The organism is Arthrospira sp. PCC 8006 (assembly GCF_046480465.1).
GTDB lineage: Bacteria > Cyanobacteriota > Cyanobacteriia > Cyanobacteriales > Microcoleaceae > Limnospira > Limnospira platensis.
Window position 1 is genome coordinate 1 of sequence record NZ_PKGG01000204.1, and the last position, 9,526, is coordinate 9,526.

The window sequence follows — 9,526 nt, forward strand, 5'->3', positions numbered from 1 at the left end:
CTCCACCCAACCTACTAAATAGGCTCGCCGCCGAAATGCGATCGCCTTACCTCTAAAAACACTTACTACAATTTGATACCCAGAACCTGGGTATAAGCTCCCCTAGCTTGTGTTACCCCAATGGTCCGCTGGGAGGCTTCCATCATTGGGCGACGCAGACTAACCACAATAAACTGGGCTTGTTCTGCTTGTTGTTTAATCATTTTAGCTAATCGTTCAACATTTGCCCCATCCAAGAACATATCAACCTCATCAAAAGCATAAAACGGGGAGGGTCGGTAACGCTGGAGGGCAAAAATAAAACTTAGGGCCGTTAGGGACTTCTCCCCTCCCGACATAGAAGTTAAGCGCTGTACAGGCTTACCCTTGGGGTGGGCGACTAAATTTAAGCCGCTATTAAAGGGTTCTTCTGGGTCATCAATTTGCAAATATCCATCTCCCTCGGACAATTCAGCGAAAATAGTTTGGAAGTTTTGGTTAACGGCATCAAAGGCATCCTGAAACGCCCGACGGCGGAGGGTGGTAAAGTTTTCAATGCGTAATAGTAGTTCTGTCCTCTCCCCGTGTAGGGTAGCCAGTTTTTGGCTTAACTCCTCTAGGCGGGTAGTAGTACGTTCGTACTCTTCTAGGGCTAACATATTGACAGGTTCGAGATCTTCCATGCCCTTGGTGAGGGATTTCATCTCCCGTTGGAGGGTAGCCAGATCCAGTTTTTCGGGAATGGTGGGTAGTGGGTCGGGAAGTTCAGCTTTTTGGGTTTCGAGTTGTTGCTGTTTAATGTTGAGTTGTTCACGTCGTCCTAGTTGGGTTTCCTCAAGTTTCTGGATCTGCCATTCTAACTGCGACTGGGCGGTGTGCATTTCCCGCAGTTGTGTTTCAGCGCGATCGCGTTCTTGTTTTGCCGTCCCCAAGCGTTGCTCAACCTGAGCCATGGCGGCGCGGGTTTCTCTAATTTGGTTATTTATGGTGGTAATGCGGTTTTGGGTATCGGTGATTTGTTGTTTAAAGGACTCTTGCTGCTGCTTGAACTCAGCCGCGCGTCGGTGGTCTGCTGCCAACTTTTCGCGCCGCGTGGCCGATTGGGTATCAATATCGATTAACCGCTGTTCAACTTCTCGGAGGGCGGTTTCTTGGGCTTGCAGGTGCGCTTCTTGTTGTCGTAGCCGAATTTGTATCTGTTGCCATTCACTGTGGCTGTTGGTGATTTCCAATTGGGCCAGTGTTTCACGATCGCTTTGTAGTTGTTGTTCGGCGGCGGGAATCGTGCTATCTAGTGCTGCTAGACGTTCCCTCGCGGTAGAACATTCTTGGGTTTGCGTGGCTAAGTGCGATCGCATTTGTTCTCTAGTCGTGGTAATAGCTAAAATTTGGGATTCTACTTGAGTCACCTTTTGGGTAGCCTCTCGCAGATTTTGTTTAGCCTCGATTAATTCCGCAGAACGTTGTTTAGCCGTTTGCGCCCCCTCTGCAATACCTTGACCCAGGCGGCCCAGTAGCAATTCTATTTCGGCTAATCTTTCTTTAGTCGTGGCGATATCACGGGCTGAGGCATTAGCTTGATCATCTACACTACCAAAGTGCAGAGTTGAACGGGATGTGCTACTACCGCCAGTCATCGCCCCMCTAGATTCTAGCAATTCCCCATCTAATGTCACCATCCGATATTGTCCCAGATAGCGGCGGGCTTGATTTAGGGACTTAAATACTAAGGTTTTGCCAAAGACATAATCGAAAATGTGATCATAACGGCGATCGCATTCAATTAAATTTACTGCCAGGTCTACCAATCCATCAAGGAGCGCGGGGATGGAAGTTTCCATTCTCTCTGATGATCGTCTAATTTTGTTGAGGGGGAGAAACGTAGCCCGTCCCGCTTTTTCTCGTTTCAACAGAGCGATCGCCTCTGCCGCCACCGTATCATCTTCTACCACTAAATGTCCTAACCTACCTCCCGCAGCAATTTCTAAAGCTAGTTGATATTTTGGTTCTACCCGTCCCAACTGACATACCAAACCACAGACCCCAGTTAAACCAGCTTTTTTAATCGCCATAGTCGCATAGCTCCCCGTCGCCTCTTCACGGGCTTGTTGTTGAGCTTCCAGGCGGTCTAATTTACGTTGACGTTCCCGCTGTTCTTCTAATAAGCGGTTGAGTGTGTCTTGTTGTACAGACAGATCTTCTTCTAGGGCGGTCACTATGCGCGATAGAGACTCTACCTGAACAGCCGCGCGATCGCGAGCCTTAGTAGCCGTTTCCAGAGTTTCCTGTTCCGTAGTTAATTGCTCCTGTAAGGATTTTAGCGCCTGTTCCCTTTCCTGGGTTTGGCGCTGTAGTTGTTCCGATCTTTCCCGCAGTCTCGCTTGTTCTGTCTTTTGGGGGTTGAGGCTATTTTGCAGCGCTTCTATTTGGCGGTGTAGTTCCGTCTGTTGCACCATCCAAGTTTCCGCTTGATTAGCTATTTTATCAGCCTGGCTACGGGTTTCGTTCAGGCTAGTTTGGGCGACATGGCGATCGCTTTCCCGAACCCGTGCTAACTCCGTTTCCCTCTTTTTTTGCTGTTCCAAATTAGCCAGAGTTTGGCTATGTTCTTCAATAGCCCCTTGGGTTTGTCGGATCTGCTCACTCACCTTTTGCGCCGCCGTTTCCAATTCCCGCCGCCTCTGTCCAGTAGAACCCAGTTCCGCTTCCTGGGTAGCCAGGGTTGACTGGAGTTGCAGCAGTTCTTCTTCCCCCATAGCTTTTACTAGAGCGTTTAATGTTTCTAGGGTAGTGGTTGCTTGTTTAATTTGGCTTTGCTGTTGTTGGAATTGTTCCGTCAATTCACTATGGCTGCGATCGCCTGCTTCTATTTGTTCCCGCAGTCGCCAGAGTTGTTGTTGTAGGGTTTGATAGTGACCGATAGCGTACCAAAGGCTTTTTTCCTGTAATTCAGCCTTGAGTTTTTGATACTTTTCCGCTTTGGCGCGGTCTTTAGCCAGGCGATCGCGTTGGCTAATTAGTTCCTGTTCAACTATGCGGCTACGTTCTTCCCGTTCTTTGACCGTATCGAGTTTTTCGCGAGCTAGAACAATTTTGCGATCGAACTGTGCTACCCCCGCCAGTTCGTCGATAATTTCCCGCCTTTCCCTCGGTTTCATCGTGATAATACCCGTCACGTCTCCCTGAAGCACAACGTTATAACCTTCTGGGTAGATCCGCAGACGGTTTAGTTGTTCGTGTAGTTCAGTTTGCGTACAGGGTTCCCCATTGATATAGTAGGTAGAGGTGTAGGTTCCCTGTTTTGTCACCCGCAATTTCCGGGTTACACTCCATTCTTCCTTAGCTACCAGTCCCGTTTCTTCCCCTTCTGTTACCGTTTCTCCCTCCCCTCCCAGTTGCGTCGGTTCCTCTTCTAGTTCGGGAAATGTTAGGTCTGATAGGTCAAAAGTAACCGTAACCCGAGTTTCTACCGTCGTTTTCCGGCTTTGGGAATTATTCACCAAATCGGGTAATCTTTCCGCCCGCATTCCTTTCGACGAGGACAGACCTAGGGCGAATAATAGAGCATCAAGAATGTTGGATTTCCCAGAACCATTCGGTCCAGACACCACTGTAAACCCCGGTAGCAGCGGAATTGATGTAGTGCCACCGAAGGATTTAAAGTTAGTAAGTTCCACGCGCTTGATGTGAACCATTGAGGCTGGTTAAGTTTGCAAATAAGGTATTATAGGGGTTTTATCAACAAGGGTAGCATAGGTTTAGTGCCTTTTTCCGTAATCGTGGTAACATGGGGACCTGTTTACCCTAGGCTAGGAAGGTAGATTATGGAAGATACGGCGCTACTTGATGGGATTATCGGGTTTTTGGCGATCGCTATTTTGGTGGGCGGTCTGATTTTACTGTTTCAAGGGGTTTCTTCGATTAAGTAGGATATCAACTAGGAGTTAATTGATTAATATGTCTGAGGTGGAGTTTCAACAAATTACCCTCGAAAATCCTGATTTTGCTCAGGCGATCGCACTTTATCAACAGAGTTTTTCTCCCCAGGAAATCATCCCTATTCCTATCGTATCCCGGTCTCTCAAGTTGGGCAATATTCAACTCTGGGGGGGATATTATCAGCAGCAATTCGCCCTCATGTCTATTGTTCATCCTTTGCCAAATTCGGAATTTGTTTTATTAGGATATTTGGCGACTGTTCCCCATTTAAGAAATATTAAAATCGGTTCTCAGTTTTTAGAATATATTATCAATGTCGTTCAACAGGATGACAAATCACTTATCTTAGAGGTAGAACATCCTGATTTTGGCGAAAATCGCCAGTTAAAACAGCGCCGCGTTGCCTTTTATCAAAGGTTAGGCGCTCGAATATTTCAGGACATTATTTATATTTTACCTGCCTTAGATGGCACTACAACCACCGAAATGATGTTAATGATTATCGGTGAAAAACATCAGGACAAGTTACCCAAAACCCTTGTACAGCAGTTAATCCGCGATTTATATTCAGAGGTATATAACTGCAATCCTGATGACTCGATTTTTCATGGGATTGCAGATATTAAACACGACATTAATTTGATTAGTTAGTCATGGTAATTACCTGTGATAATAGAGCGGGTTAATTAGTTATCAATTATCAAACCGAAAGGCGGCGGGGAGAGATAATTGTGGGAAAGGTTTAACCTCAGCAGGTTTAGACGAATGTCCGTTTTGGGATGAAGGGTTAGATTCATCCGAGGCTAACATCTCTCGAAGGAGACGAGCGATCGCTCTTTGTGCTAAATCCCCGGCGACCTGCTGACTCAAATCTCGCACTTCCGGTTTTCCTAACAAGTTCGGAACCCGCTGTACTAATAACATAGGGTCAAAACCCTTAGTTTCCTGAAGAATAGCAATAATCCGCTGAACATGATCAAGATTTTTACGATCAGTTTCTGATACTGACTGGACTGGTGGCTGAGTTTTTACCCCCATCCATTGAGCAATAGTCCTTTGTGCTTTAGCGATCGCACTTTGGGAAGCCAAATCAATATTATTAACCAATTCCCGCGCCAGATTTTCTCGGATAAACTCTCCTCTTTCCGAGAAAATAAAATCTAAAGTCTGATCGAGAACCTGATTAATATCGTAATCATCGCTATTTTTAGCATTTTTGAGCAAATTTTCCAAACGATTCCACCGGAAGGAACCATCTTTAAATAGTAATAGGCGCAGAGAAGTTCGTAACTCTGGCGCTGGGTCACTTAATAAGCGTTTCGCTACATAGGGATAGGCTTTGCTGAGAACTTTAAAATTGGGGTCAACATTAATCGCAATTCCTTCTAAAGTTACCAGCGATCGGATAATTAACGCATAATAAGCCGGCACCTTAAACGGGTACTCATACATCAAAGCCGAAAGTTCATCAGTAATGCTTTTAAAATTCAACTCGGCTACACTAGCACCCAAAGCATTGTTAAACACCTCCCCTAAAGCTGGGATAATCGGGGTTAGGTCTGTGTCAGGACTCAAAAACTCTAGCTTGACATAATCATGTGCTAGACCTTCAAAATCCCGATTAACTAAATGCACCACCGCTTCTAGTAGACCATAACGCTGATATGGTTTAACCTCGCTCATCATCCCGAAATCGAGATAAACTAACTTTCCATCTGGACTAGCCAGCAAGTTACCTGGGTGAGGGTCAGCATGAAAAAATCCATGTTCTAGGAGTTGACGGAGGGAACATTGTACCCCCACTTCAATTAAATAACGAGCATCAATTCCTTGGGCGGCAATTTCTTCTAAATTCGTGAGTTTGGTTCCCGTTACCCACTCCATTGTTAACACCCGCCGTCCGGTATATTCCCAATAGATACGGGGTACATAAATATCTTTTAAATGTCCGTAGAGTTCTTGGAAGCGTTCCGCATTACGACCTTCTTGGTTGTAGTCCATTTCTTCATAGATGCGACTCCCCAACTCATCCATAATCGCTACTAAGTCGCTGCGAATAAATTTCAGGTTATTATTCGCCCAAATTGCCAACGTTCTGAGAATATAAATATCTAGTCCTATTCTTTCGCATAGGTCAGGACGCTGAACTTTAACGGCTACGGTTTCACCTGTTTTCAGTTTGCCTTTATAGACTTGTCCTAGGGAGGCGGCGGCGAGGGGGTCGGAGCTAAGTTCAGCATAGATGTTTTCTGGCCGATCGCCTAATTCTTCTTCAATAAACTTATAGGCTACTTCGTTGGGGAAGGGGGGTAATTGGTCCTGGAGTTTGGTTAATTCTTCAAGATATAGTGGCGCTACTAAATCAGGACGGGTTGATAAGGCTTGTCCGATTTTGATGAAAGCTGGACCGAGTTCGGTCAGCAGGTTTCGCAGTTGAATGGCTCGTTTGCGCTGATTACGATCGCCCCTAGCAAATCGGCGATCGCTCCAAATTCCCCAATACCAAAATCCGAGTTTCCAGATAATTGACAACAGGCGACCCCAAACCTCAAAAATCCGCGAACGATAATGATTGGCGATCGCTTCGGGGTCATAACGCAATAAGACTTCCTCGGAGTTTGCTTGTGTATCTATGGTTTCCGAGAAGTTCACATCAATGGCCTCGGTTTCGAGTGCTTTCGGTGTTAGTGAATTGGAGTCAGCCTCGGACAATGTAGGCAACACTGGTTTAGCTGTCATGTAAATCTTGGTTAGGGTCTGATTGTGATTGTAAACTATCTTAACAAATTTTCAGCTAAAGTTCTAAGCCTGTTGAATTGACTCTTGCCTCAGTCTATGACATAGATTAAGTAAGTGACAACGGCTGTTGACCGGAAGCCTGGGAGCAGGTGATTCGGAGTTAGGCCAATCTTTGAGGTCAAAACAGGGACAGCAGGGTGTTGGCATACCGTGAATGCGGACCGGAATAGGCATTGCACACCTAGCACAGTCGATGATTTCCCATTCGGGTGTCAGTAGTTGTGCTATGGTCTCATTGGTTCCCTCTAGGTAGCAGTCGCCAGACTCTGGACTTAAAATTTGTTCCCAGCACTCCTCGAATTCTTGGCTATAGCGATCGCCTGCAATAATCCTTAATGGTAGTTGAGTTTGGCTGCCGTTATTCAGGACAACCTTTTTGCCTAACTGAAACCAGTAGGCTAGATATTGTTTTACTTGGTTTTCGGAAGCCATAATTTTTTTTAGGGTTGACATTAATCTTTGCTAATTGGGAGAATTTCTGACTCCTATTGATGATTTTAGCTTAAAAAAGCTGAGATTGAGGTAATTCAAACCTTTAATAATATTTAAGTTTTAGCACCAATGACTAATAATTGATTATCAATACTGTAGCAATACAAACCAGTATTTTTACGGATGGTTGGGTGAGTATAAGCAGATTTGACCAGGGAATTTTCCGTAATTTCCACATTGTCTAGTTTATAGTATGCGGCTTAAAATGAATTTACTGGCAACAGTAGACAGTTGTTGCTAATGGCTCAATTAACGAGGACTCTTAGAATGAGTACGGCTTTCTCGGTTTTAGACCTAGCCAAACAAGGGGATATTAATGCGATCGCTACATTAATTCAAAACAAACTAGAATCGAAAGGTATTCGGGTAAGGTTTGACTGTGATCAAGGAGATATTAAGTTATTTTTAGAATCTTCTCGCCTGGGAGGAAAAACCGTAGGGGATGCTGTTTATAAGTATGTTGAAGCCAGCAAGTTTAACTTACAGTGTATTAACTCCATAAAAATCTATAAGACCAATGAAGGTCGTTGGAAATTAGTTTATCGAGTCGAAGTTGAGCAGAAGAAGAATGAGAATGTAATCGCCTTAGAAGTCAACTCACCTCGGACTCTTACCGCACCGGAAATAAACGGCAATGCTTCAGACTTACTCCCTCTCAAACAAGACTTGGAACAGTTACACGAATCGGTCAAAAACGAAATTAACCGTCTGTCTCAAATTTCATCCCAATTAGAAAGGGTCTTACAGGTATTAGAACCTAAGATTCCTTCACCTGAGCCCATAGAAACCCATAACCCTGAAAACCCAACCCAACTCACTAACTGGCTACAACAACTGGAGATTAAAGTTAACAGTAGTAATCAACCCAGTGCCTCTGATGACGTCCTCAATCAACTAGCCGATATCATTGGTAATAACTACCAAGATTTAAGTAGATTACATCAGGCGATCGTCCAGAGTATTTGTAGCAAAAGTCCTTTTCATCTCAACTTATCTAATAGTAGTCAAGCCGAGATATTGCAATCGACACAATTATGTAATAGGCTAAGTCGTCTCAGCTTTCTGTCAACCTATCACTATAATAAAAGTAGTAAAACCATTTCCGGTAAAGTTGACCCCCAAGGACCAATTATCAATTTCTTTAATGGTATGTGGTTTGAGAGGTTTATTTACCTAAAAATCACCAATTTCTTTAATGAGTATAACCTCAGCTATCAATGCTTAATCAATCCTAAGCTAGAATTTGCCAATGGAAATGTATTTGAGTTAGATTTTCTGTTTTGGGTGAACCAGCAAGTTCTCTGGGTTGAATGCAAATCAGGTAAAGGTTATAGCCCGACTATCAGTACCTATGAGGCTCATAGAAATTCTCTAGAATTACCGAAAAAATCGTCGATGATGGTATTATTACAAGCAGATACACAACAAACAAGAGACCTGACTACACTACGAGGCTTAACCATTGTGAACCCTGATAATTGCATTGATGAAATCAAACAAACTCTTAACTTAGGTAGTTAAGAGGAAGTCAGGATCGAATTTTTGTGAGTTGGGGGTTAGGCGCTAAAATGCGCCTGATTAGCAGTTAAGACATCCCGAGGATTTCCAGGGACTTTTCTAGGACTTCATCGGGATCAAAGGGCTTAGTCATATACAAATTGGCTCCCACCTTTTCACCCTGTTGTTTATCAAATTCCTGACCTTTAGCAGTGAGCATAATCACAAAAACATCAGATAATCCCAGTTCATTTTTGACGGCGTTACAGACATCAAAACCATTCATTTTCGGCATCATCACATCCAGAAAAATCAAATCCGGCTTTTGTTGTTTGATAATGGCGATCGCCGCCTCACCGTTATCAGCGATTAATAACTCCACACCCTCATCTTCTAGTTCTTCCAAAGTTTGTTGAAGCAATAGTCTGATGTGAGGTTCATCATCTACAATTAAAATACTTAGTGACATCAGCTTTCCCCTAAACCATTCAATATAACACTTCAAAGACTTCTATTTTATTTTTTTTACCCTTGAGCTTAACAATACCCACCTCTTTAAAAGAGAAATCATTTTGTGTTGCATTATATATACTACGGTGCGAGACGTTTAGGAATCAAATAAGGCTGAAATGCCTGAAATAACTTCCTAGTGGGACTTTCACCCCTTGGTGAAATATAAGGAACTCATACCCTGACCATCCCACAACTGTTTATATGTCCCAAAGTTTGGTATAGAAATATACAAAACAAGGCAGGGAACTCAAGGTCAAAACGCAAAATCGGAAATCTTAACGATTCCTTAATAATTGCGAAAAAAGTA

7 protein-coding genes are annotated in these 9,526 nt (G+C 43.8%); 2 read left to right on the forward strand and 5 right to left on the reverse strand.

The window, feature by feature from the left end:
* Positions 1-65: 65 nt before the first annotated feature.
* Complete coding sequence (gene smc / locus B9T16_RS22030) at positions 66-3,674, reverse strand: chromosome segregation protein SMC (RefSeq protein WP_410245764.1); 3,609 nt, start codon at positions 3,672-3,674, stop codon at positions 66-68.
* Between the two features lie 262 nt (positions 3,675-3,936).
* Here smc and B9T16_RS22035 point away from each other — a divergent pair, with 262 nt between their 5' ends.
* Entirely contained in the window at positions 3,937-4,569 is a 633-nt protein-coding gene (locus tag B9T16_RS22035) for an N-acetyltransferase (protein WP_410245765.1), read from the forward strand.
* A 42-nt stretch (positions 4,570-4,611) separates the two neighbouring features.
* Here the strand turns inward: B9T16_RS22035 and B9T16_RS22040 are convergent, their stop codons facing one another.
* The 3 genes from B9T16_RS22040 to B9T16_RS22050 all read right to left on the reverse strand — a co-directional run bounded on the left by B9T16_RS22040 (position 4,612) and on the right by B9T16_RS22050 (position 7,385).
* Positions 4,612-6,657 (reverse strand): ABC1 kinase family protein, encoded by a 2,046-nt coding sequence (locus tag B9T16_RS22040; RefSeq protein WP_410245766.1) that lies wholly within the window; start codon positions 6,655-6,657, stop codon positions 4,612-4,614.
* A 63-nt stretch (positions 6,658-6,720) separates the two neighbouring features.
* Entirely contained in the window at positions 6,721-7,149 is a 429-nt protein-coding gene (locus B9T16_RS22045) for a hypothetical protein (RefSeq protein WP_410245769.1), read from the reverse strand.
* A gap of 113 nt (positions 7,150-7,262) precedes the next feature.
* Positions 7,263-7,385, reverse strand: a complete 123-nt coding sequence (locus B9T16_RS22050; protein ID WP_410245767.1) for a hypothetical protein — start codon at positions 7,383-7,385, stop codon at positions 7,263-7,265.
* Positions 7,386-7,476: 91 nt separating this feature from the next.
* Here B9T16_RS22050 and B9T16_RS22055 point away from each other — a divergent pair, with 91 nt between their 5' ends.
* The gene (locus B9T16_RS22055) at positions 7,477-8,730 is read left to right on the forward strand and encodes a hypothetical protein (RefSeq protein ID WP_410245768.1); all 1,254 of its coding nucleotides are present in this window, start codon (positions 7,477-7,479) and stop codon (positions 8,728-8,730) included.
* Positions 8,731-8,794: 64 nt separating this feature from the next.
* Here B9T16_RS22055 and B9T16_RS22060 read toward each other — a convergent pair whose 3' ends face one another.
* Positions 8,795-9,175 carry a response regulator transcription factor gene (locus tag B9T16_RS22060; RefSeq protein ID WP_006620131.1) on the reverse strand — a complete coding sequence of 127 codons (381 nt, stop codon included), beginning with the start codon at positions 9,173-9,175 and terminating at the stop codon, positions 8,795-8,797.
* Positions 9,176-9,526: the final 351 nt, after the last annotated feature.